Source organism: Methylobacter sp. Wu8 (genome assembly GCF_036440755.1).
In the GTDB taxonomy this organism is placed as follows: domain Bacteria; phylum Pseudomonadota; class Gammaproteobacteria; order Methylococcales; family Methylomonadaceae; genus Methylobacter_A; species Methylobacter_A tundripaludum_A.
The window spans coordinates 14,184-35,432 of the sequence record NZ_JAZGVT010000049.1; the positions used below are offsets into that span (position 1 = coordinate 14,184).

The following is a 21,249-nucleotide window of genomic DNA, read 5'->3' on the forward strand; positions in this document are numbered from 1 at the left end:
ATTTTCCTGCGTCAGAAATACCAGACAGGCTTGAGCATTGATCATTTTACTTGTAAGCCTAGCCATCGATACCAATAGGATCACGCCAGTAGCGATGGTGGTTTTTTGGAAATGTAGAATAGCCGCTGTCGCCCCTTTGCTGTCGATCACCTCGTCTGATTAAACGACAGCAATTTGGTCTCAAGCAGACACCGGTTATCACGCATTTAAGACGATATACAGAAATGGAAAAGCCTTGTATATTATAGCGTTATGGTGGCGAAGCAGGTTTCGTGGTAGATATACAGAAGACTATATAATCACTTGTTAGGCGTTAATACAAAGGCACAATACACAGAATGGTATAATCTACCTGTTTATAGTCTCATCAGGAATTTATATGGGTATCCCAGAACAACTAAGCCTTTTCGCCGCTCCGCCTATCAGACAGCCCATCAAAAAACCTACAAAGAAACAAACTCCAGTTCAAAAAGCACGATCAGGAACTTTTACTGACAATATGAAGCTACCAGTTCATCGGTGGTTTCGATATTCAGCAGGTTTTTCAGCCGCTTGGGTGGAAGATGTTTTACAAACCAGCCATGCAACGGCAGTCCTTGACCCATTTGTCGGTTCTGGCACAGTTTGCGTTGCAGCCGATAAGCTCGGGATTTCATCGTATGGCGTTGAGTCTCATCCATTTGTATTTAGACTAGCTAGGGGTAAAATTGCTTGGGCGGAAGGCATTGACTCGTTTGAAATCGCAATAAATAACTTAGTAGAATCTGCCATGAAAGTGCGAGAGAGGGTAAGTGTAAATGATACGCCAGAGTTAATCACAAAATGCTACTCCGATGAAAATCTACATAAACTTTATAGCATTAAGGCAGCCTATTTTGAACTTTCATCTGGTTGGTCTGGGCCGATCAATGATTTAGTGTTTTTAGCTATCAATTCAATACTCCGAACAACCAGCTGCGTGGGCACCGCTCAATGGCAGTACGTGCTACCAAATAAAACAAAATCTCGTGTAACCAGTCCTTATGAGGCTTTGACTCTTCAAGCAAAAATGATGATGGATGATATGAGTTTTATGCAAAACAACTCAGAAATAAATCAAGCAATTTTGCTTCAAAGTGACGCACGAACCCTTTTAGGTGTTCCCGATAAATCCATTGATTTGGTAGTGACATCCCCGCCCTACGCAAACAATTATGACTATGCCGATGCTACTCGCCTAGAAATGACATTCTGGGGGGAAATTGCCTCGTGGGGTGATTTGCATGAAAGTGTAAGGCAATATTTAATCTGTTCTAGTTCGCAGCATGCCTCTAAAGACAAAATGAAGCTGGATCAGTTACTAAATGATCCTGATGTTATCCCAATTAAAGAAGAATTATCAAATGTATGTAACGAACTTGATGAAGTCAGGAAAACAAAAGGGGGGAATAAGGCTTACCATTTAATGCTTGCAGCCTATTTTGGTGATATGGCAAAAACATTCAAAGCCTTGCGTAGAGTAACTAAGGCTGGGGCAACAGTTTGTTTGGTAATCGGTGATTCAGCTCCTTACGGCGTTCATGCTCCGGTAGAGCGTTGGTTCGGTGAACTAGCTTTGGCTTATGGTTTTAAGTCATGGGAGTTTGAAAAAATTCGAGATAGAAACATCAAATGGAAAAATAGAAAACATGACGTTCTTCTGCATGAAGGTCGTCTTTGGATTAATGGGTAATTATGGCTAATTCACCATCTCATCGCTTCGGTCAAATCATTGGGGATTTGCTGGAAGAAATAATGACCCCGCAGCTTCAGTCATTCTGCAGTGAGCGCGGCTTATATTTAGATAAAAAAGGGGTTCGCGGAAATGCGAGGAGCGGAAAGAAAGTTGCATGGCTAGACAAATATGGCAATAGCCATGACCTAGATTTTGTGATTGAAAGGGGCGGCTGTGAAAATGTTCGTGGTCGGCCTTTGGCTTTTATCGAAGCAGCTTGGAGGCGTTATACAAAACACTCCCGCAATAAAGCACAAGAGATTCAAGGCGCAATATTGCCAATTGCTGAAAAGTACGATTGGGACAAGCCATTTTTAGGTGTTATTTTAGCTGGTGTATTTACAAGTGGTTCTTTGACCCAAATGAGGACATCGGGCTTTGAAGTTGCGTTGTTCCCCTATGAAAGTATTGTTTCAGCATTCGCATCTATTGGCATCGACGCTAAGTTTGACGAAGTTACGCCTGATGCAATTTTTCAGGATACTATTGATAAAATTGATACCATTTCGCCGCAAATTCGTACACAGTTGAAACAAAATCTGGTCAATAGCAATCAAGCCTTGCTTGACCTTTTTTTCGCTGAGCTACAAGCGACTCTTGATCGACAGATTGAGCAGATTATTCTAATACCTCTACACGGGCAACAGAGCGAATTTACAACTATCACAGATGCAATCACTTTCGTGACAAGCTATCGTGAAGATAAATTGCGCGAAGGAGGTTTCAGAAAGTACGAAATCATTGTTCGTTACAGCAACGGCGATAAAATTGATGCTTCTTTCCAAAACAAGGAAAAAGCAATCGCTTTCCTTCGTTACATTGAGCAAGGCGCAGTCACTTAAATTACACAAATAACGCCCATGCCTAACCCTGCGCTCAATCGGAGCACGGTTATCTAAGGTTCTATTTTTCAGCTTTCCGTGCCGCGCCCGGTTAGCGCTACGTTAGCGTGTTTTCTGAAAAGGGGTACAATGTCCGATATGAACAATATTTCTATTTCCGATATTCTTGAACTTCCGATACAAGAGCGTATTCGTCTTGTTGAGCTTATCTGGGACAGCGTTGCAGCGGTGCCTGAAGCCGTGGAGATTTCGCCTGAACTAAAGATTGAGCTCGAAGCGCGAATGGCGGAGTTTGAGGCAAACCCGGAGGCTGGTTATTCTTGGGAGCAGGTGAAATCCTGCCTTAAAGATGGCTCATGGCGTTCCGCCTAAAATTCTCTTCGCGAGCGTTGCGCGAAATTGGCGAAGCTCAAGAGTGGTATGAATTGCAAAGCCCCGGTCTCGGTGAAGAGTTCATCGCCGCAGTGGAGTTACAGCTAAAGCGGCTAGAGCAAGCGCCTCTGCTTTATGGCGAGGTAATTCCCAATGTGCGCCGAGCTCTCCTTCCGCGATTCCCTTACGGTTTGTTTTATGCGGTACGGGGCAATCTCATATATATTTTGGCTGTGTTACATGATGCTCGTAATCCGAGACGTTGGCCCAAAAACCGCTAAGGACCGTGCATAAATTAATTTAGGCAATTACCATGAAGAGCATGAAGAGCATGAAGACTTAAACCTTTCATGCCGCTTTATGTCCTTCATGGTTAAAAAATGAAAAATAAAACTTGCTCAAGTTATTTCATGCACGTTCCTAAGGATATGGTCGGCAATAATTTCCCGATATGGATCGAGTAAAAATTTTCCGTTCGCCCTGAGCTTGTCGAAGCCTGTCATGAGCTTGCTGAATAGGTGGGCGGAAAAATTTCATCCCGCCGCGTCAAGCCGCTCATGCTTCGACAAGGCCTTTAGTCCTGAGCGTAGTCGAAGGGTCAGCACGAACGGCTTGACGAGCGAAAATAGTGATTTCGGGAAGTTATTTTTAACCAAATCCTTAGGAGACCGCTTTACCAAAGCCGTCGAAGAAGCAACTGCCCGAGCGTTGACTTTTCCTCTATCCGGGATATTTAAAACTCCTCCCAATCGCCGTTAACAACCGCCACCCGTTGAGAATTTTGCTTGGTGACCGCGATACTTTCCCGCGCATGGTGGGCGTGATTGCCGTGGCTTTTTATGATGTCCAGGATGCCGTGCTCTTGATGGCCTCTATGACCGATCAATCGGATTCCCGGTACTTTGGTGCCGGCGGCTTTCGTCTCGTTTACCGCTTTCAGCCGATGGCGCGATTGCTCGTCTATCTTGAAACCGCCCACGGTAACAGCCAGATTTTGCGCCTGTCCTTCAAGCGATTCGGCAGCGGCGGCGGCTTGTTCAACCAGGGCGGCATTTTGTTGGGTGACATCGTCCAGTTGCGCGATGGCTTGATTGACTTGTTCAATACCGGCGTTTTGCTCAATCGAGGCGACGGTAATTTCAGACATGATGGCCGTAACGCCGCGAATAGAGCTGAGTATTTCCTGCATGGTTTGGCCCGCCTGAACGACCAGTTGGCTGCCGTCCGATACCTTCTCTACCGAATCGCCGACCAGCCTTTTAATGTCTTCCGCCGCCGAGGCCGCTCGTTGCGCAAGGTTGCGCACTTCGATAGCCACGACCGCAAAACCTCTGCCCTGTTCACCGGCTCGGGCGGCTTCTATCGCCGCGTTAAGAGCAAGAATATTGGTTTGAAAAGCAATGTCGTCGATTACTGAAATAATATCGCCGATTTTGTGCGAAGCTTCGTTGATGTCATCCATCGTAGCCGCAACCCGGCCGACAATAACGCCCCCTCGACCGGCTATCTCGGACGCGTCCGTTGCAAGCCGGTTGGCATGTTTTGCGTTTTTAGTATTCTGTTGCACGGCAGCGGTCAGTTGTTCCATGCTGGCGGCGGTTTCTTCCAAACTGGCGGCCTGCCGTTCGGTGCGCTGCGATAAATTATTGTTGCCCGAAGCAATCTCTTTAGACCCGGCATTAATATTGTCGGTGGCATGCCAGATTACGCCGATGATTTCTTTGAGTTTTTCCACCGTCGTATTGGAGTCCTCCTTGAGCCGCCCGAAAGTGCCTTGGTAGTCGTTGGTGATGGTTTCAGTCAGGTCGCCGCGGGATAAAGCCCCGAGTACGCGTGCAATCTCATTAAGCGCATTCTCGCTGGTTTCCAGGAGCCGGTTCATGTCTGTGCCCAGTTGAAGAATAAAGCCTTTCTTGTCCTGCAAGTCCAAGCGCTTGCTCAGGTCGCCCATTGCGGCGGCCTCGACAATGATCGACATGTCTTGTTCCATCGCTACCTCCGTGGTGCGATCCAGCCATTCGGCCACCGTGCCCACACGCAGCCCTTGTGCGTTAACCATCGGATTGGCTGTCACCACCATGGAGCGGTCGCCCAACAGTACGTCGGCTTTATGGGCGCCGGTTAAGGATGACAGCAGCTGGGCTTGGTGCGCGGGTTTTTTGTGCAGGTCGTCGATATTAGTGCCGATCAGATTGTCAATTGTGAAGTTCGGCAATTGTTCGTGTATATCCGCTTCGGTCTTGCTGAGAATATCGACCACCGATTTGTTGGCATAAATGATGTTGCGCTCATTGTCGGTGATCATAACGCCGGTACAAATGCTGTCCAGCGCAATCTTGACCCGCAGGTTCTCGTCTGAAATGCGTTTGATTTCAGCAACATCAAAACCCAGCTTGGTTTGCATTGCCTTGAGGGATTCCATCACCTTGCCAATCTCATCCCGGCGTTCAATCTCGATGATGTTATTGTAATTGCCTTGGGCAATCTGGCCGAAGTGGGCAATGGCTGTTTCCAGCGGCCGGACAATGACGCGAATCAGCGCCAAACCGAGCCCTATAACCAGCGTAATGCCCGCCGCAATCAGGCCGATGGATAGAGCTCGGATGGTTTGATGACGCAGCCGGGCGGCTCCGAACTCCTGTTTGGCTACATCCAGCTGCAATTGCGTCAACTGTTGGATGCCCTCTCCGACCGGCAGATAAAGACCGTCGATTCTATCCGCGACTCTACCGGCCAGCCCTATGTCATTGGCCCGCAATGCCGCAATGGCCGGTTTTAATCCATCCGCCACGAACCGCATCCTGTTCTCGGCAAAGCGATCCGCCAGTATTTTTTCCTGATCCGTTAACCGGCTAGCCCTAAAGTCATCCCAAAGCCGGGTGATTTGCTCGATGTTTTGTTCCACTTCGGCGGTATTTTTTTTGATCGTCTCCGGGGTCGGGCTATTGAGGCTTGCTGCAATGTTCAACCGATTGGTCAGCAGCAGTTTTTGAATCGCGGAAATCTGGCTGATCGGCAGGGTGCGATCCTCATACACATTACGCAGACCGTCTTCGGCCTTGCTCATGCCGAACAACCCTATACCGCCGACAACCGCCAGCAGTATAGACAGCAGGCCGATAATCGCTATCAGGCGGGATTTGATGTTTAAATCCTTGAATAATTTGAACGGCTGCAACAGTTGGGTTTTAACGACTTTGCCGTCCTGAATTTGAAGATTGCGGGCCTTGCCTGCACGAAATAACCGGTAAGCCGCATCTGCCGCCTTGACTTGCTCGCGGTCGGGTTTGCTGCGAACAGACATGTAACCGACCAGCCGGTTGTGTTCATAAATAGGTGCGGCATTGGCCAGCACCCAGTAATAATCGCCGTTTTTGCAGCGATTCTTGACGATGCCGGTCCACGGTCGGGCTGCTTTCATCGATGTCCACAAATCCGCGAACGCTTCGGGCGGCATGTCGGGATGGCGTACTACATTGTGCGGCGCACCGATCAGTTCTTCTCTGGAATATCCGCTGATATGAACAAAAGCATCGTTAACGTAGGTGATCATGCCTTTTAAATCGGTCTTGGAAACAATCGAATCACTGCCGGTAAGGATATGTTCCACATCGGTTACTTGCTTATCGGTTTTCATGAGCGGTTTTTCCGTTTAATGGCTGGTTAATTTGCGGCATGCGGGTTGCTTGTTTGTCCATGCGGAATAGACGTGATCCGGGCGATCAATAAAACATTTGTCCGCCCATAGCCTTGTTTTGATCCAGCACTGCAATCGCCGCTTCGCAGCTGATGATGTTTTCCTCGTTATTAAGAATATAACGGGCCAAGCGCTCGATGGCTTGCCAGTGAAGCGGCGAGCTGATGAATTGAAAGGCTTTGTTGAACAGCTCAGCCAATTTTTCCGGGTGCCGGCTTCGATCCGCGATAAAGATGTCCAGGTATTCGTTAACCTTTTCAAGATCGAAGCTGCCGCCGTAATTATGCAGGGCGTTGAGGTTAACCAGCCGGGCGTTAAACAGCTCGTCATCGCGTAGGGCGACATGTTTTGCTTCGGCCAAAGGGCCGACCAACAGGTTGATCATATCCGCTTCAAAGGCGGTCTGATAGGCGGTTTGATCGGAGAGAGATAAGTCATGAGCGTTTTCAAGCAGCGCGACCGGCAGGCTATGAATCAGGCGGCCTCCCTCTACGGCGGCGGCAAAGCGGTCATGAGTCAGTAAGCAGGTATTCAGGGGACTGTCTTGTTGGCGATCCAGGGCTTTGATGTTGATTTGAAAAAACACCGGGGGCAGTTGTTTTTGCTTATTGCAAAGATAAATCGCGGCTGCGTGACCGGCTTCATGGAAGGCGATTTGCTCGACCAAATCGTGGTCATTAATAATGAAAGATGTATCTATTTGGTAATTCCGTTTCATGATTCCACCTGTAGGCTAAAAAAGATGCGGCCAGGGCTGCTGACCGCACACAGAGGAAGAATAGCTGACTCTAGTCCCTTTAGGAGAGGGAGCGCATACAAGAGTTGCGTGCATTCTAGGGAATAAAAGCGGCCTTGAAAATGAGTCATATTGCCGCGCGACAATATGCCGCCACAAATGGCATGTTAAATGCTAAATATCTTGGTTTTTGCTGTAAAAACGCAGCGAAACGGCGTGGTTGCTGGGCTTGGGCAAACGGCTAAACGATGGGCGGGGGCATTTGACACAGAAAAATCAGGGCATATGACACAGTGCCGATCGAGAACCTGATAGGCTTAAAACGGAAAGCGTAGGGCATGAAAGCGGCTAACATAATTGCTCAGTTTTTTGGTGGTGGGTTAAATCTGTAATTTTGCATGAATATCCATGCCAAATTCGACCTTGTTAATCAGTAACCCGATGACAGTGTCATGCAGTGTTTCCAACTTCGAAAAGCAGATTGTTTTTCGTGTGAGTCGTTTAATCCAGGTTCTGAAATTCAAATTTTTACGTTCAATTTTTTGTGTGTTGCGCTTACCCCCTTCATAATTTGGTTGCTGCCACAATTCGGGCAGGTAATTTCTTGATAACATGTCATATTGGCTATTATATGAGCAAATTACACTTTTTTAACCCATTACTCATCCACGCTCTTTTCAAAATTATTAACCGCAATTTTGCCGCCCGACATGATCAGATCGGGATATTCCAGGATTTTGGGCGTTTCAACCGGATTTCCTTTCACGGCAATGATGTCCGCAGGCGCGCCCGCTTGCAGGGTTCCGAGCAACGGGATATTAAGCTGCCGTCCCGCTTTCGATGTTGCCGCGCGTAAGGCGTCCAGCGGCTGCATTCTTGCAACCGACATCATATAGATCAGCTCCTGCGCATCGATACCCCAGGGAATATCGGGATGCGCGATTTCAGCGCCGTATAAAAACTCGGCTCCCAGTCCGGCGAGCGTTTGCACATTGCGGACAACGCCGGGGCATTTAGATAAGGTATCGATCGTCGTGACGATTTTGACTTGCTGCGCGACCGCTTTTTTTAGCAGCGTTTCGGGGATGACCGCGCAAGGCACATGCGCCCATTCGTCGATATGGGCGTTAATCGCCAGTTCCGCTCCTTCGGATTCGCCGATATGAGCCGTCACTTTTCGCCCTAAGCGATGCGCTTCTTCGACGATGGCTTGCACGGTCCGTTCCGGCAACAAAGGCCATTGCCGATGCAATCCGGGCTTTTGGTGGCCTGATTCATGATGCGCCGACGGATGGCCGTGGCCATGTTCTGAATTCCAGGGCGCGCCCGCCTCCCCGCCCGGCTCCAACGCGACCTTGATCACTGCGGCGCCGTTTTCGACCAGGTTGCGAACGGTTTTCCGTGCGTCCTCTGCCGTCGCAACAGGAATCGCAATATCGGTTTCGCCAAGGCTGGGTATCGGGTAGCCGCCGGGAGCGGTGATAATCGGCCCGGAAGTCAGCACCCTCAGGCTGCCGTCGCCGCCGTAGGGTTGGTGCACCGGTCCGCCGACATCGCGCACGGTGGTGATGCCGTGTTTAAGAACGGTGTCGCCGGGAATATGGTGGTAGCCTATGTGCGCATGCAGCTCGATAAATCCGGGCAACAGCGTGGCGTCGCCCAAGTCGATTTCTTTCGCGGTAATGTGCCGGAACGATTCGCGGCTATCGATCCGGGCTATTTTGCCGTTTTCGATTAAGACCGATGTGTTCGTTTTAAAATCATTGCCGTCAAACACCCGCTCTGCGTGTACCAGAATGGCGTTTGTATCGGGCTTTTGCATGGAGGCTTGGCTTGCTACACAGCCATTGAGTGTGAACAGTAATACCGGCAGGCATTTATAGAACGGCTGCCTAAAGACGTGTATCGGCATGATTGAAAACCTTGGTTGAACAATGATAAGACAGCTTGGAATGTATGGCGCTGGGACCTGTTCCTATGCCGGACGGGACATGCTGTCCGTCCGGCATAGGAATACGGCAACATCCGTAAAACGGTCTGCGCCCGCTTGGAAACGAGGTAAAGCTGATGAGCAATTAATACGTGATTTCTATGCCGCCATAAAATGACACTGGCGCACCGGCGTTTAACATCGCATCCGTTGCCGTCGCGGTGTTCATAATATTGGTATTGGCAACGTATTTGGTATCCAGCAAGTTCCGGCCCTCGAGAAACACTTTATAATTTTTATTGGACCAACCGGTGCGCATGCCCAGCAAGCCGTATGAATCAATTTTATAAGTATTCGCGTAGTCTCCCCAGCGCTTCCCAACCACATCGAAAGTAGGGCCGATAAAATATCCGCTCGCATGGTGGTATATGGCCTCGCCTTTTAAGAAGTATTTGGGCGCAGCCGGTAACGCATTGTTGGCGTAAGTGCGGTCATTATCAAAGCTGAAATGGTTGATAGTGTATGTCAGCATGGGTTTGATCGTATGCGTACCCTTGCCGTCCAGGGCAAAGCTGCCGCCAATTAAACCTTCAACGCCTGCATGGATGGTATTATCAAAATTCGCCGCCTTGGCAGACCCGCCTGGAGGTGTAGTGGATAAAATTTCGTTGTTAAGCCATGAATAATACAGCGCCAAATCCCAGTTCACATCGTTTAAGTTGCCAAGTTTTTGATTGCCGCGCGTGCCTATTTCGACGGAAGTGCCTTCCATCGCCTTCAGATTGGTGGTGCTTAAACCTGCGGTAATGTTATCCGAAATATTGTAGTTAGTCGGCGGCGCGTACAAGCGGCTGACATTGCCGTAAAGGCTGGCGCTCTTGGTCAGGTTATACATCAAGCCTAAACTGGGATTAATACCGCTATAGTCATTGCTGGGGTTGCCGCCTTGAGCATAAACATTGGCGTTGGCGTCCTGAGGAATGGGTAATCTTGTATTATTGACTTCACGGTGTGCGAACACGCCTTGCAACGCGGGCGTCAACGTCCATTTATCGGTAATATGCCAATGATCCTGGGCAAAAATCTCGACATTATCGGCTTCCTTGGTTATTTGATTGGTCATAGGCCCGCGATTGCCGCCGACATTCGTGTAGTTGCCGCCTTTATCCGAGTTGGTGCCGTAATTCACGCCCAGCAATAAGTCATGGCTATCCAGGCGCAGGTTGTAGCGGGCTGTCGTACCCCAGTCCTGCTGGACGGAATCGACCAGCAGACTGAACCTGTCCGCGGTATCGCCGGGGAAAAAATGCACCGTATCCACGATCGGATGATAAAGATGCTGGTTTTCAAAAGAAAAACCGACATCGAGAGAACTTTTGTCATCAATGGTCCAGGTTGTTTTGTTGGCGACACGCTCGGTCTCGGTGTTCAACTGATAATTGCCGCCGATAGCCTGGGTGCTGGCTTGGTAGGGATTGGCGTCGAATTGAGCCCGAGTCAGCTGGCCCGGCAACTGCTGATTGTTTTTAATGTAGCTCACAAAGGTACGGTTAACGATGGAGTCGGATATTTTCCAGCCGAAGTTGCTGTATACGCCAAAGCGATCCTGTTTGTTATGGTCGCGGAAACCGTCCCATTCCTTTCCTTCAAGAGTCAACAGGCCGTCGAAGCTGTCATTGAAAACCTTGCTGACCGTGCCGCGTCCGAGGAACTGGCCAAAACTGCCGCCGCTGAGCGAGAGCCTCGCGGTAGGACTGTCATGGGCTGTGGGCGATGTGAAATCGATCGCGCCGCCCAAAGTGCTGGCGCCGTACTTAAACGCATTGCCTCCGCGCGCAACGGTTGCAAAACTCGAAGCCAGCGGATCGATCATGCGGTTGTGGTTGTTGCCGTCCGCGGCAGTAACCGGCAGGCCGTCTTGCAGCAACTTAACGCCGCTCCCGGCAAAGTTGTTGGCATCCAGATTCGAACCGCGGCTGGTGATAAACACTTCGTCGTTGCCGCTTTGGCTGGTCGCCCAAACGCCGGGCACATAGCGGAAAAAATCCGCTACGCTGGAAATGTTACGATCATGTAAATCATTGATGTCAACCACGCTGACGCCTCCTGGAGAAAGCGCAACTTCCGCACTGGCGGCGGCAAGCTTTTGCTCACTCTTATTCGTCACCACCATTGTTTTAAGCTCGGTGCTTGGCTGTTTTTTCGCTATTTTTTGCTTTGCTTCAGCTGTTTTTGGCTGCTCTTTCGCCATTGCGGCGGAACTCAGAAAAAAAGGAAGACATAATAAGGGGCCGCTTAACTGTAAAAGCGTAACAACCCGATTGGAGCGTAAGCACTTCATAATAATTCCAACTTAAGTAATGCTATTAACTAGCAGAAAATACAACTCAGCATTGGCTGAGCATTTTTTATTCAACATTCAAATCAATCTGTGCGATTGACCCGGCTGTTTAATCGGAAAAAGTTTATCCAATAACGGCAATCAGGCCGGGACTCATTCGTATGGCAAACGTAATGTTTTGTATGGCAAACGTAGCCGGACAAATTTATGCGCGATATGACCTATTTTTGATGCCGAAGTGCGGGATATGACCTATTTTTCTAAGCATTCCTGCGTTTTTTCACCGGATTTTGCAGGTTAAATCCCTAAAAATATTGAATAATGAAATCAAGGCGTGATTTGTGCTTGATGTTCTTGATCGTGTTTGCAACTTGATAGGAAAAAACCGAAGATGCCGCCGCTTAGTATCAGAAACGAAGAGCTGTCAACCGAATTCCTGCCGGGGGAGCAGTGCCTGCAACAGCTTTTACCCGATCACTTGGGAGTCGGCTATTCAAAGGCTTACCAGCTGGAACAGGACTTTAGTTATATAGAAACCCGTTACGCGCCGCGGAAAAACGTCGCCGTATTAAGCAATATCGAGCAGCAGGAACCGCGTTTGGTGGTAACGCTCGGTATAAAAGGCCGTTCCCGCTTCATCAACAACCACGGTTCCGAACTCTTGTTTAAGCAGGGCTACACGTCGATAACAACGTTCGGTTCAAGCATCGGGGAGCGTCAGTATGAAGCGGAGAAAGACATGTTTCAGCTGCGGTTTTCTATGGGTAAAAACTGGCTGGATCGGGTTTTCGGCAAGACCAAAACGGCAGGTTTGCTTAATCGCATGGACATGCGTTTGTTAAGCTGCCGGCCTATCTCGGCAGAAGGCGTTTTGGCCGTGCAGTTGTTAACGGCCTGCAATGTCGCCGATGAAGTTAAACCGGTTTTCAGGCGCGGACTGGCGATGACTGTCTTGGCCTCTGAATTGAACCATCTTTTCCAGGATGCGCCGCAACATTCTGCAAAGTTCTCGCAACAAGACCAGGCCAAGGCGATGCTGGCCCGCGATATTTTGTTTAATGAATTCAGGCATCCGCCTTCGGTAGCGGATCTTGCCAAGCGGGTCGGAACCAATCAGCTTAAGTTAAAGCAGTTGTTCCATCATTTTTTAAACAACACACCCTACGGCTTATTGCTGGAAATCAGGATGAACCACGCCTATCAGCTGCTGAAAACCGGGCAATGCCATGTCAGTGTTGCTGCCGACTTGGTCGGTTATCAGCATGCCAGCAACTTCAGCGCGGCATTCGCCAAGCATTTTGGCGTTTCCCCCAAGCAAATTGCCAAGCACCACTAATACTCAGTCATTCTTGTTTTGTCAGGTAAAAGTAAATCCGTTCGTCCTGAGCTTGTCGAAGGATGAGCGGATTTACGCTGAGTTGAACGATTTTTACTCGACAGATCAATACTGACTGAGCACTAGGGCTTGACGTTAAACCCAGCCCTTGCATCGGGAACGGCGCTGAAGGCTGTTTAGGATCGTGCATAAATTAATTTAGGCAATTACCATGAAGAGCATGAAGACTTAGGATCTGGTTACAAATAACTTCCCGAAATCACTATTTTCGGTCGTCAAGCCGTTCGTGCTGAGCCTGTCGAAGCATGATCGGCTTGACGCGGTAGATCGAAATTTTTCCGCCCCCCCCCATTCGACAAGCTCATGACAGGCTTCGACAAGCTCAGTGCGAACGGAAAAATTTCATCCGATCTATGTCGGGACGTTATTACTGACCATAGCCTTAAACCTTTCCTGCCGCTTCATGTCCTTCATGGTTAAAAAATGAAAAATAAAACTTGCTCAAGTTATTTCATACACGTTTCTTAGCTATGTGCTTATCAGTTGGAGCGAGTGGGAACCGTTCGTGCCGAGCCCTTCGGCTGCGCTCAGGAGAGTCTTATCGAAGCATGAGCGGTTTCCACGCCCCACCTATTTGGCTTGCTTCGCCTTACGCTTTTGCAGCCAGCGGATCACCCCGGTCACATACAAAACAGGACAAGCCAGCCCTGAAAGTAACACCAAAATCCGTCCCGTCCAACCGAAAGCATGGCCGCTATGCAACGGCCATTGCCAATCCAGAAAAATATCGCCGGCGCTGCCGCTGCCCCTGTCGTAAACTTTGAGTATCTCGCCGCTGTATTGGTCGACGGCGAAATCGCGATAGCCGGTAAACCGGCTTATTTCGGTGACGTCTTTTTTCATTACCATATAGACATCCTCCCGGTTTTTCGGCGCATTGAGCATCCATAACTTACCGGCGGGAGAACGTTTCTGCACAATGGCTTCCACTGTCGAGAAACTTACCGGCTGCCGGCCCGCTTGCGGCGGACTGCTGTGAATCTCGGCAGGAATAGTGCTGAAGGCATTGGGCCTGTCGGTCGTCGATAACAACTTGACCAGTACGTTGACCTGATCCGGCAGATTAAAATAAATCCCGGAAAACAACACCGGCAGCAGCACGACTGCCGAATAAAAACCGACGGTTTTATGCAGGTCGAAGTTAAAACGCACGGCGCCGGCATGGCGCTTGAAGGTTAAGGCTTGCTTGAATTTGCCGGTCAGCGGCCACCAGACGATCAGGCCTGTCAACAGCGAAATAACCGATAACACCGCCAAAATGCCGTTGAGCACGCCGCCGATTTTTTTGCCCAATAACAAGCACCAGTGCAGTTGCATCAGGAAACTGACCAAAGGCCGTCCCCAGTACCGATCCTTGGGATGCCAGAGCTGCAAGCCCTTGACCTGAGTCGTGTAAGGATCGACGAAGATGTAATAGCCGTCGCCGTTGTTCGCTTGGCTTTCAGCCCTGACAAAGTACAGGAATTTATAGGCGACATCGGGCTTGCGGGGATAATACACCTTGAAAAAACGGCTGCCTTGCGGTTTGGCCGTTTCCGCCGCCGCAACGATGTCGTCCAGGCTGTGCACTTGTTTCTGGTTTTCCGGCGGCACGGAAACAATAGCCAGCTCGGGGTTTAAAACTTCCTGCATTTCCTGATAAAACACCAGAATGCCGCCGGTCAAGCCGACGACGGCCAATATCGCCCCGGCAATCAAGCCGAGATATAAATGCACATCCAGCCACAGTTTGCGGCGGGCTTTGAGTTTGGCCAGATGGGTATCGGCTTTCGCTGTCGTCATTGGGTTAAGCACCGGAAAATCGTCAAGAGGTTGTTGCATGAATTTATTTCTCCAAGGAACAGACATAAATTAATTTACGCAATGACCATGAAGAGCATGAAGGACATGAAGACTTCAATCCTTCATGCCTTTCATGTTCTTCATGGTTTAAAAATAAAACTTGCTCAAGTTATTTCATGCACATTCCTAAGGTGACTACTGACAATGCAGTATGCACAGCAATACCGAGAGTAATCTTCCCGGCATTGCTTTAAAACATACCAGCTATACCGGTTAAAACTCGACCTTCACCGATCCCATAAAAGACCGCGGCGTACCCCAGGTAGCCCGGGTTTGACCGGGCCCGGCAAAACCATCGTGAACATATTCCTTATCCAGCAGGTTGGTGACGTTCAATTGCAGCGTTACTTTGGATTTGGCGACATTCCGCGTATAGCTCGCCAGTAAATCGACCACACCGAAACCGGCAAAATTGAAGTCGTTTTTATCGAGGCTTGCTTTTTTGGCGCTAACCAGTTCCACGCCGGCGCCTACCTTGAATCCACGCAGGTAATCTTTCTGGAAGTCGTAAGTCGACCATAATGTGGAAGTATGTTCGGGAATGCCCCGTAAGCGGCTGCCGACCGGTATAGCGTTCGGGTTGTTTTCTTTGAGCACCTCGGTTTCGGTATAGGCGTAAGTGGCGATGCCTTTCCATCCCGGTAAGATTTCGCCTTTAATATCCATCTCCACGCCCCGGCTCTGCGCTTCGCCGGCAGCAATGCTAAAAGTCGGATTGGCAGGATCTGTCGTGGGAATATTTTGCTTGGTCAAGTTGTAGTAAGAAATAGTGGTGCTTAAACGATCATCGAAAAATGAGGTTTTAAAGCCCCCTTCCCACTGTTGCGCGGTTTGCGGCGGCAAAAAGGTATTGCCCACCCCCATGCCGTTGGTGGTTCCAAAGTTTTCCACGTAGTTGCCGTAAAGACTCAGCCATTTTATCGGTTGCCAAAGCACGCCCACCTGTGGCGTCACCGCATCGGCTTTTTGCGCGACCTGCTTGGCAATCACGTCGTATTGCTCAACATCCTGATAACGGAAACCGCCCATGACATGGACGTCATAAGGCAGCTTGATTTGATCCTGTACATAGATGCCGTACAAATCCGTTTCAGTATGAAAGGATTGGGCGGCGCGCGTCGTTGGATTGACGGGCGGATTGCCGATATGGACAGGGTTGTAAATATCGATTCTGCTCGCGGCGGTGCTGCTGTAACCGACGGAGTTCATATCTTGAAGGTAATAATCGCCCCCGATTAACAGCGTATGTTTCAACCCCCAGGTGTCGAAATGGCCGGTCAAATTGGTCGTCGTAAAATAGCTGTTGTTGGTAAAAAAATCGCTGGTGAGCAATGTTCTGTTCAATGTCCGTTTATCGGCCAGCAGTGTTCCGGGCGTCATAACCATCCTATCCCTGTCCAACAGCTGAATATTAAGCTGCTCGGTTAAGGTCCAGTCGTCATTGAACTTATGCGAAAGATTTAAGCCGATCAGTTTGTCTTCCACATGATTGCGATTGTCTTCCATCAAGTTTCTTTCACGCGGAATATCCGCTAAACGCGGATTGATCCAGGTGCCGTCAGCTCTGGTTCCATCGGTGATCAACGGTCTGGCGTGAAGATCGTAAACGTTGCTTTCTTTGCGATACTCCAGCTCTAACAGCGCGGTCGTTTGCGGACTGATATTCCATTGCAGAACCGGTGCGACGAACACTTTGTCGTAGTCCACGTTCTCCCGGAATGAGCCGCTGTTTTCATACGCGACATTCATCCGATACAACAGGTTCTTGTTACCGGCTATCGGCCCTGTTGCATCGATACTGGTACGGTATAAATCGAAAGAGCCGAATTGTTGCTGAACCGAATAATAGTCTGTCTCCAAAGGCTTTTTAGTGACTATATTAACCATGCCACCGGGTTCGACTCGTCCATAGAGCATAGCTGCCGGCCCCTTGAGCACCTCTATGCTTTGTACGTTCGCCATGTTCCGTGTGCCTTCGGGGCCTGACGCATCAATACGGAAACCATTGCGGAAAAGGTTGTAGTTAAAAAATCCACGGATGGTCGGTTGATCGGTAAGGCCTCCGGCGGCTTGGCCGGTAGTGACGCCGCTGACATATTTCAACGCCTGATCCATCTTAATGGCTTGCTGGTCATCGAGCACCGCTTTCGGCAACACTTGAATATTCAGCGGCGTTTCCATGATCGGCGTGTCGGTTTTGGTGGCGAAGCTGGAATTGGGAGCCGCGTAGTCTTTATTATAAGGGTCGTTAGGATCATAGCGCCTTTCACTCTTAACCGTTACGGCAGATAAGGTTGTAGAACCGGGGGCTTTAGAAACCGGAATTTTTTCAAGCGCCACCGATTCGGTGTCGGTAAAACGATAAGTAACACCGGTGTTAGACAGTAATTTCTCCAAGGCTTGCTGCGGCGTATAGCTTCCCGATACGCCCGGCGTTTTTATGTCGCGCGCTACATCGGCGCTAAAGAAAGTTTTAATGCCGGTGTTTTCGGAAAATTGCAGCAGTGCGGAAGAAAGGGATTGGGCCGGTATATTAAAATTCTGCTTCTGCCCGGTTTCGGCGATTGCAGAACTTGCCTGCATAATGGCCAGTAACATTAGGACGGCGGAATTTCTGGTAAATTTCATGAATACTCCTTATTAGTTATTGTTGAAGTCTTGATAAGACGACAGCGCACTGTAAGAGTATCTATTCGGTTTTGATTTTTTTTTGACTGAAATACATGGCGCGACGAAATGCAAGATAAGCCGCACTTGCGCTATTTTTTACTTTGCAGAAAGCAACACCAGTTTTTCGGTGATTTTGGTGATGCTAATCGGCAAGCTTTGTTCGATGGTAAGCAGCGCGACATTGGTATCGTCGGTCGCAAACACGCCGGTTACCGGCAAGGCTTTGATGGCGTCGTTCATGACCATAATTTTGCCGGAACGGTAGCGGTTGAGTTCTTCTATCACTTCAGCCAGCGGCCTGTCCTGAAAAATCATACGTTGATTTTTCCAAGCCTGACCGCGTTGTAAATTAGCGGTTGTAACGGCGCTCAGGGCGTCATCGGAAAAAGCCACCTGCCGGCCTTCGGGCAAGCTTTCTAAGACTTTTCCGTTTTCCGCCGTGACTCTGACGGAGTGTTGGTAAACGGTGACAGTCACGTCTTTCCGCCGGGTTTTAATATTAAATTCAGTACCCAAAGCGCGGACTTGGCCTGAATGGGTTTGCACCTCAAAAGGACGCTTGGCGTCAGGGGCAACCACAAAATAGGCTTCGCCGTCATGCAGGGTGATTTGCCGGCGCTGTGCCGAATAATCGATGGAAACGGCGGTGTCGGTATTCATTATTATTTCCGAACCATCCGCCAGCGTGACGTTACGTTGCTTGCCGGGAGCCGTTGTATAGTCCGCAAAATAAAATCCGGCCTGGGTATACATCAACGATGCCATCAGCAACAGCGAGGCGGCGATGCCCAGAGGCCGGACAAATCGTAAACCAGGCTTACTTGGATTGGATGTTTTAAAGGCGATAATCCGGTCGCTTGCTGCACCGGTAATATCCGCTTCAGTCAGGCTGTCGAGCCCCAGCCAAAATGCGTTGATTTCCTGCCAGGCCATTTTGTTTTCAGGCCGTTCGTTCAGCCAAACTTCAAACTCGCGCCGCTGCTGTTCCGTTACCAGATCCGAACTCAACTGCGCCTGCCAATAGGCGGCTTGCGTTGCCGTTTTGTTTTGTCGGTTAGATTCGGGCATGGTGAAACTCAAAAGGTTATTAGGCTGAGACGTTTGTGCGCGTCTTTATATCTCTATGCGAGCGATGTTTATTCCGCAACCTTGTGGCCGACGGGTGAATCAAGCTCCCGCATTCTGCGCCGGCAATGTTCCATGGCTTTAACAATGTGTTTAAGCACGGTACTCTCGGAAATACCGAGTTCATCCATTATTACAGAATAGGGCTGGTGTTTGAACTTATGCATGATAAAAACTTCCCGGCACCGTGGCGGCAGCTCGGACACCGCTTGCCGCAGGTGCGCTATTTGTTCCTGGGTGTAAAGCTGATGCTCAATCGACGGCGTCGGGTCCGCTTGGTAAGCCAATTCGGATTCGTCAGCATGTCGCGCTACTCTGCGGTTACTGCTGCGAAGATGGTCTATCGCAAGATTGCTGACGATCTTATACAAAAAAGCACGGGGGTTTTTGAGGTCGTTTTTGATGTCTGAATGTATCAATCGTAAAAAAGCATCCTGCAAAATATCGGACGCCGCTTCCGAGCAACGGGTCTGACGCACCAGATAACCATGTAATTCTTCCCGGTGCTCCTGAATCAATTCTGCGACGGCGTAATGAGTGAGTTTGTGCATGAAACAAATGAGTCCTTTTTGTTTAAAAAGCGCACTGTTTCAGCAATTAACCTGCCGGTCATTGCAACCGCTTGTTAAAGCAAGAACTTACCTTATGCTTGAAGCCGACACGAGGAGCTTGTTAAGAAAAAACTGCGGCATATCACACACTCGCGCATGTCATATGCCGTGTTTTGCATTCGAGATATAGCGCACAAACGATGTGCTCTATAGGGGCGTTCGCGGTTCAGGCCTGAACCGTATTCTACTTCTTATCCAGCTTATCCTTGGCCGCAGCGGTTTCAGCCTGGAGTTTTTCCATGGCCGCCTTCAATCGGGCTTGTTCGTCATTTGCGGCATTGGCGATCAGTGCATTGTCGGCGTTGGCCTCTTTTATCACGCAGCCGTTATAGGCATTGGCTTTTTGCTGCCAGTCATTGATTGCCTTGACGCTTTGGTTGTAAGTCTCAACGCTGCTTGGGTCAATAACCGGAACCACGGGCTCGCTGCCGCAGCCGCTCGGCGACCAGACTCCGTTCGCGATAGTTCCCGCCATGCCTGTAGAGGCAGTCAGCATCATTGCCGCGGTAAAAAATAGTCGTTTTATCATTTCCACTCCTTAAGTTATTTTTAATTGATCGGGGCTTTGCTCAGCAACAAGCAGAATGCCAGTGTATCTGGAGTTCATGTCCTCTGCAATTGCTCGCCGTGTGTCTTTTTTGCGGACTTCGCCCGCCGCTTTTGCCGCCAGCGGATCACACCGGTAACGAATAACAGCGGGCAGGCAATAGCGGTACGTCACCGGCGACACGTTATGCGGCTGCACCGTGTAAATCCCGGAAAACAGCACGGGCGGCGCGGAGCGTGGGAGTCAAGTTTTTTATTGCCGGTCTAATAGGCCATTGGCGGCATTGCTTTAAACCATCAATGCTCCGGCGGCATTGAATAGATTGGGAGAGTTGTGTGATATGCCTTAGTGTGCGGCATATCGCACAGTTTTGCCGGAGGTTACATTCATATTTTTCATAAGACGAGCGAATTTTTCAAAAGGCGCGTCGGCAAGGCATAGGACGAGGCAACATGCCTCGTTCAGCTTAGATTTTGCAATTCAAATTAAGTTTAACCCAACTGAATGATCTGATTTAGCCGGTCACATGCTTGCACAAATAGACTATCCGGCAACGATTTAAGCGGGTGTGCTTTGGCTTTGCGCAAACGCCAATCGAATGATTTGGGTTGGTGACAGAGAACATAGCTGGTCTGTTCGGCCTTGCGACCGGAAGCCTTGCCCATTGCCACCGCGAATGGATTATCGACATTGTATTCTGCTGTCGTCATGGGTAATCTAATGACCTGCGAGGTCTTTTCGTTAAAGATGCGCGGCGAAAGCACCAGAAACGGATGGACATCACGCATTTCTTGCCCGACTTGCGGGTTGCAATCCAGATAATGTCTTGGCGATCCGGCGCCCAAGGGCGCAGTTTTTTGGGCGTTACCAACGCTCTGCTCCAATGGTTTGACTGGTCGTCATAACTTCTCCGCCGTGACGCGCAGGATCGAAATCGTCCACTCGCTGTTCCAGTGAGGGGGGAGCGTCGTCAATAGGCGTAATCACTACATGATTGTTTTCGACAGAAATACGAACACGCTGATCGACATGCAAATGTGCTTCTCGAGCAATTGCGGCAGGTAATCGGACGCCCAGATTATTACCCCACTGTTTGATGTCAAGAATTGCTTCAGTCATAATAGCCTCCTAAAATTGTTTAAACTTAAGTTTAAACATGGCTGGCTGCCCGGTCGATTTGATCGGACAGTAGCGCTGAGGTTCCATGATCGAAGTGAACTATATTCCGCACTGCCGCCATTGCGGATTTAAAAAATACTGAAGCCTAGATTTATAGGCGGTTGCTTATGTACTTATTTTCAGCAAACGTGACCGAGTGAGGTATAAATTTGATCCCAGTTTGGGATTTTCTGCAAGTCGTCAACAGCCTATTTTTTAGGGGAGGAGC

The 21,249-nt window shown here is 49.3% G+C and carries 16 protein-coding genes and 1 pseudogene; 4 read left to right on the forward strand and 13 right to left on the reverse strand.

Annotated elements, in window-relative coordinates:
- The first annotated feature begins 379 nt into the window (after positions 1 to 379).
- The 3 genes from V3O24_RS05360 (at position 380) to V3O24_RS05370 (ending at position 2,967) form a co-directional block, all read left to right on the forward strand.
- Positions 380 to 1,711 (forward strand): DNA methyltransferase, encoded by a 1,332-nt coding sequence (locus V3O24_RS05360; RefSeq protein ID WP_331306504.1) that lies wholly within the window; start codon positions 380 to 382, stop codon positions 1,709 to 1,711.
- 2 nt (positions 1,712 to 1,713) lie between these two features.
- Positions 1,714 to 2,595 carry a hypothetical protein gene (locus V3O24_RS05365; protein WP_331306505.1) on the forward strand — a complete coding sequence of 294 codons (882 nt, stop codon included), beginning with the start codon at positions 1,714 to 1,716 and terminating at the stop codon, positions 2,593 to 2,595.
- Positions 2,596 to 2,724: 129 nt separating this feature from the next.
- Positions 2,725 to 2,967, forward strand: coding sequence for an addiction module protein (locus tag V3O24_RS05370; RefSeq protein WP_219820914.1), 243 nt, complete (start codon positions 2,725 to 2,727; stop codon positions 2,965 to 2,967).
- 733 nt (positions 2,968 to 3,700) lie between these two features.
- Here the strand turns inward: V3O24_RS05370 and V3O24_RS05375 are convergent.
- The 5 genes and pseudogenes from V3O24_RS05375 to V3O24_RS05395 all read right to left on the reverse strand — a co-directional run bounded on the left by V3O24_RS05375 (position 3,701) and on the right by V3O24_RS05395 (position 11,581).
- Positions 3,701 to 6,604: a methyl-accepting chemotaxis protein gene (locus V3O24_RS05375; protein ID WP_331306506.1), complete on the reverse strand. Its 2,904-nt coding sequence runs from the start codon at positions 6,602 to 6,604 to the stop codon at positions 3,701 to 3,703.
- Between the two features lie 85 nt (positions 6,605 to 6,689).
- The gene (locus V3O24_RS05380; RefSeq protein ID WP_331306507.1) at positions 6,690 to 7,382 is read right to left on the reverse strand and encodes a hypothetical protein; all 693 of its coding nucleotides are present in this window, start codon (positions 7,380 to 7,382) and stop codon (positions 6,690 to 6,692) included.
- A 398-nt stretch (positions 7,383 to 7,780) separates the two neighbouring features.
- Positions 7,781 to 7,960, reverse strand: a pseudogene (locus tag V3O24_RS05385) (IS1 family transposase); the annotation flags it as partial.
- 98 nt (positions 7,961 to 8,058) lie between these two features.
- The gene (locus V3O24_RS05390) at positions 8,059 to 9,312 is read right to left on the reverse strand and encodes an amidohydrolase family protein (RefSeq protein ID WP_331306508.1); all 1,254 of its coding nucleotides are present in this window, start codon (positions 9,310 to 9,312) and stop codon (positions 8,059 to 8,061) included.
- A 163-nt stretch (positions 9,313 to 9,475) separates the two neighbouring features.
- Entirely contained in the window at positions 9,476 to 11,581 is a 2,106-nt protein-coding gene (locus V3O24_RS05395; RefSeq protein WP_331306509.1) for a TonB-dependent receptor, read from the reverse strand.
- Between the two features lie 481 nt (positions 11,582 to 12,062).
- On the opposite strand from V3O24_RS05395, the gene V3O24_RS05400 reads away from it, so the two are divergent.
- A complete protein-coding gene (locus V3O24_RS05400; protein WP_104425220.1) occupies positions 12,063 to 13,007 on the forward strand; it encodes an AraC family transcriptional regulator in 945 nt (314 codons plus the stop codon).
- A gap of 630 nt (positions 13,008 to 13,637) precedes the next feature.
- Here the strand turns inward: V3O24_RS05400 and V3O24_RS05405 are convergent.
- From V3O24_RS05405 to V3O24_RS05440, 8 genes are all read right to left on the reverse strand, one after another.
- Complete coding sequence (locus V3O24_RS05405; protein ID WP_331306510.1) at positions 13,638 to 14,888, reverse strand: PepSY-associated TM helix domain-containing protein; 1,251 nt, start codon at positions 14,886 to 14,888, stop codon at positions 13,638 to 13,640.
- 234 nt (positions 14,889 to 15,122) lie between these two features.
- A complete protein-coding gene (locus V3O24_RS05410; RefSeq protein ID WP_331306511.1) occupies positions 15,123 to 17,537 on the reverse strand; it encodes a TonB-dependent receptor in 2,415 nt (804 codons plus the stop codon).
- A 138-nt stretch (positions 17,538 to 17,675) separates the two neighbouring features.
- Positions 17,676 to 18,647 (reverse strand): FecR family protein, encoded by a 972-nt coding sequence (locus V3O24_RS05415; protein ID WP_331306512.1) that lies wholly within the window; start codon positions 18,645 to 18,647, stop codon positions 17,676 to 17,678.
- A 68-nt stretch (positions 18,648 to 18,715) separates the two neighbouring features.
- Positions 18,716 to 19,255, reverse strand: coding sequence for an RNA polymerase sigma factor (locus V3O24_RS05420; RefSeq protein WP_331306513.1), 540 nt, complete (start codon positions 19,253 to 19,255; stop codon positions 18,716 to 18,718).
- A gap of 244 nt (positions 19,256 to 19,499) precedes the next feature.
- Positions 19,500 to 19,844, reverse strand: a complete 345-nt coding sequence (locus V3O24_RS05425) for a hypothetical protein (RefSeq protein WP_331306514.1) — start codon at positions 19,842 to 19,844, stop codon at positions 19,500 to 19,502.
- Between the two features lie 9 nt (positions 19,845 to 19,853).
- Entirely contained in the window at positions 19,854 to 20,060 is a 207-nt protein-coding gene (locus tag V3O24_RS05430; RefSeq protein WP_331306515.1) for a hypothetical protein, read from the reverse strand.
- Positions 20,061 to 20,353: 293 nt separating this feature from the next.
- Positions 20,354 to 20,746: a type II toxin-antitoxin system PemK/MazF family toxin gene (locus tag V3O24_RS05435; protein WP_331306516.1), complete on the reverse strand. Its 393-nt coding sequence runs from the start codon at positions 20,744 to 20,746 to the stop codon at positions 20,354 to 20,356.
- On the reverse strand, positions 20,727 to 20,981 hold the full coding sequence (locus tag V3O24_RS05440; RefSeq protein WP_331306517.1) for an AbrB/MazE/SpoVT family DNA-binding domain-containing protein: 255 nt from the start codon (positions 20,979 to 20,981) through the stop codon (positions 20,727 to 20,729). The genes V3O24_RS05435 and V3O24_RS05440 overlap by 20 nt, the downstream gene beginning before the upstream one ends.
- Positions 20,982 to 21,249: the final 268 nt, after the last annotated feature.

Bases quoted from the DNA above. Each gene is read 5' to 3' on its own strand.
- V3O24_RS05360 (WP_331306504.1), top strand. From the start codon at position 380: ATGGGTATCCCAGAACAACTAAGCCTTTTCGCCGCTCCGCCTATCAGA.
- V3O24_RS05365 (WP_331306505.1), top strand. From the start codon at position 1,714: ATGGCTAATTCACCATCTCATCGCTTCGGTCAAATCATTGGGGATTTG.
- V3O24_RS05370 (WP_219820914.1), top strand. From the start codon at position 2,725: ATGTCCGATATGAACAATATTTCTATTTCCGATATTCTTGAACTTCCG.
- V3O24_RS05375 (WP_331306506.1), bottom strand. From the start codon at position 6,604: ATGAAAACCGATAAGCAAGTAACCGATGTGGAACATATCCTTACCGGC.
- V3O24_RS05380 (WP_331306507.1), bottom strand. From the start codon at position 7,382: ATGAAACGGAATTACCAAATAGATACATCTTTCATTATTAATGACCAC.
- V3O24_RS05390 (WP_331306508.1), bottom strand. From the start codon at position 9,312: ATGCCGATACACGTCTTTAGGCAGCCGTTCTATAAATGCCTGCCGGTA.
- V3O24_RS05395 (WP_331306509.1), bottom strand. From the start codon at position 11,581: ATGGCGAAAGAGCAGCCAAAAACAGCTGAAGCAAAGCAAAAAATAGCG.
- V3O24_RS05400 (WP_104425220.1), top strand. From the start codon at position 12,063: ATGCCGCCGCTTAGTATCAGAAACGAAGAGCTGTCAACCGAATTCCTG.
- V3O24_RS05405 (WP_331306510.1), bottom strand. From the start codon at position 14,888: ATGCAACAACCTCTTGACGATTTTCCGGTGCTTAACCCAATGACGACA.
- V3O24_RS05410 (WP_331306511.1), bottom strand. From the start codon at position 17,537: ATGAAATTTACCAGAAATTCCGCCGTCCTAATGTTACTGGCCATTATG.
- V3O24_RS05415 (WP_331306512.1), bottom strand. From the start codon at position 18,647: ATGCCCGAATCTAACCGACAAAACAAAACGGCAACGCAAGCCGCCTAT.
- V3O24_RS05420 (WP_331306513.1), bottom strand. From the start codon at position 19,255: ATGCACAAACTCACTCATTACGCCGTCGCAGAATTGATTCAGGAGCAC.
- V3O24_RS05425 (WP_331306514.1), bottom strand. From the start codon at position 19,844: ATGATAAAACGACTATTTTTTACCGCGGCAATGATGCTGACTGCCTCT.
- V3O24_RS05440 (WP_331306517.1), bottom strand. From the start codon at position 20,981: ATGACTGAAGCAATTCTTGACATCAAACAGTGGGGTAATAATCTGGGC.